Genomic DNA, 1,941 nt, shown 5'->3' with positions numbered 1-1,941 from the left:
ATGAACTACCCGCCTTTACTTCGTTGAAGGGCGGGTTTCTACATCCTGCCCAGTAAAAGTAGATTTTGAACGCTTCTTCGCCCCCAGTTCCTTCATGCTTCCAGCTTTTTTACTGGTACGTGAAGTAGAGCTAGGCGACTCTGCGTTTACGAGGCTCGTTCCAAGCCCCGGTAGAATTCCTTTTGCCCAGTAGAGCATAACTTCGGCAGCCGCAATATCACGGTCTTGTTGATATCCGCAATGCTGGCAATCATGCACTCTAATATCAAGCGTTTTCTTGTGCTGATGACCGCATCTAGGGCAGGTTTGACTAGGTTTTACTTGACGGGTTGGAACTTCAATAAACACACCACCAATTTGCTCAACTTTATATTTGATGGTGCTACGTAGCATTCCAAAACCCACATCAAGAATTAACTTATTCAAACCAGCTTTTTGCTTTTTACGCTTACCTTTTTTAGCCTTACTGGTCATGTTTTTGACTTCTAGCTTTTCAGTTGCAATGAAGCTATTACCGCCAACTATGTCTATTGCAACTTGATGTACCCAGTTTTGGCGTTGGTTAGCAACTTTTCTAAGCAATTTACTAACCTTTGCTTGAGCTTTCTTCCATCTTCTAGAAGCTTTATTTTTTTTCTTTCTATTTGGTGCTTGCTTACGTCTTTTTTGTTTTGAAAGTGATTTTACTTTCTGTTCAGCATTTTTCAAAAACTTTGGTGCTTCAATCTGTTGATGATTCTCGCCGTCAGTAATTGATAATGCTGAATTACAACCCAAGTCAATACCAATAGCACCAGTTGGCAAAACTTCTGGTTTGAGTATTTGGTCTAAAACATCTACAGTGATTGATGCATACCATTTACCATTGCGATGAACAATGGTGCAAGTAGTAGGTGTTCCCCAATACTTAGCGAACCCACGCATCTGAATACGTCCAATTTTAGACAAGTTTAGATAACCATTTTCGCCGTTAGAATCTACTGAATATCCAGATTTAGCCGGATATGTCCAGCCAGAATAATGGCGAATAGATTTGAATCTTGGACGCTTGCCAAGTCCTTTAAACCAACGCTCAAAAGCATAATCAACACGTTTTAAAGTAGCCTGTAGAGCTTGAGAATTGATTTCCTTATACTCTGTCCAAACTTCTTTGAATGCTGGCAAACAGTTCTGTTGCTCGAAATAGCTAACAGAATGATTGAATTTTTGATATTGAGTGAATCTGTTGTTTACAGCAGCGTTGTACAAGTCCTTATGCATTTTTCGGTGATACCGTAGGGACAACTCTATTTGCTTGGTTGGGTATATCCGAAAAGTCATTCGCCTTGTCGTCACTGATTTATTTGCCTCTTTTTTAGATTTGTTCTATGATATTACAATTGACGTATAGGCTTGTCAAGTGGCTGCAAGAAAAGGTTCTCATTCTGTTTTTTCTGTTCACCTACACTTTGTATTTGTAACTAAGTACAGACGTAAAACAATAACCGCACCAATGCTGGAACGGTTACAGGAAATTTTTGCTAATGTCTGTATAAAAACTAAATGTAGACTGATTGAATTTTCAGGTGAATCCGACCATGTGCATCTACTTATAGATTTTCATCCAGATAACAATTTATCAGTACTTACAGGCAGTCTAAAATCAGCAACTAGCAGAATAATTCAAAAAGAATTTTCAGAACATTTATCTACTTTTTATCGAAAGCCTTTATTTTGGTCTAGTTCATATTATGTTGCTTCTACTGGGGGTGCGCCAATTGAAAGAATCAAGCAATACATACAATCTCAAGAAGCTCCAAACGATTAATTTGGCTACTCCTCATGCATACCATTTCCTTATCAACCTTGCGGTTGATATTGCTCAGGTATGCAATCGTCGTAGCCCGCTATTCATTCCCACCCTACTAAGAGTTGAGGGTGGGGACTTTCGCGTATTGTTAA

General features: G+C 39.1%; 2 protein-coding genes. One reads left to right on the top strand and one right to left on the bottom strand.

Translation table 11 applies throughout. The annotated features are described in order from the left end of the window. Positions 1-15: 15 nt before the first annotated feature. Positions 16-1,320, bottom strand: coding sequence for an RNA-guided endonuclease InsQ/TnpB family protein (locus tag U2718_RS14020; RefSeq protein WP_411813283.1), 1,305 nt, complete (start codon positions 1,318-1,320; stop codon positions 16-18). A 79-nt stretch (positions 1,321-1,399) separates the two neighbouring features. Here U2718_RS14020 and tnpA point away from each other — a divergent pair, with 79 nt between their 5' ends. Next, positions 1,400-1,807 (top strand): IS200/IS605 family transposase, encoded by a 408-nt coding sequence (gene tnpA / locus U2718_RS14015; protein WP_411813282.1) that lies wholly within the window; start codon positions 1,400-1,402, stop codon positions 1,805-1,807. Positions 1,808-1,941: the final 134 nt, after the last annotated feature.

Origin of the sequence: Chlorogloeopsis sp. ULAP02 (assembly GCF_038404745.2) — a bacterium.
Lineage (GTDB): Bacteria > Cyanobacteriota > Cyanobacteriia > Cyanobacteriales > Nostocaceae > Chlorogloeopsis.
Note: the sequence above shows the minus strand (reverse complement) of the source record. Positions and strands in the feature narration are given on the sequence as shown.

Bases quoted from the DNA above. Each gene is read 5' to 3' on its own strand.
- U2718_RS14020 (WP_411813283.1), bottom strand. From the start codon at position 1,320: ATGACTTTTCGGATATACCCAACCAAGCAAATAGAGTTGTCCCTACGG.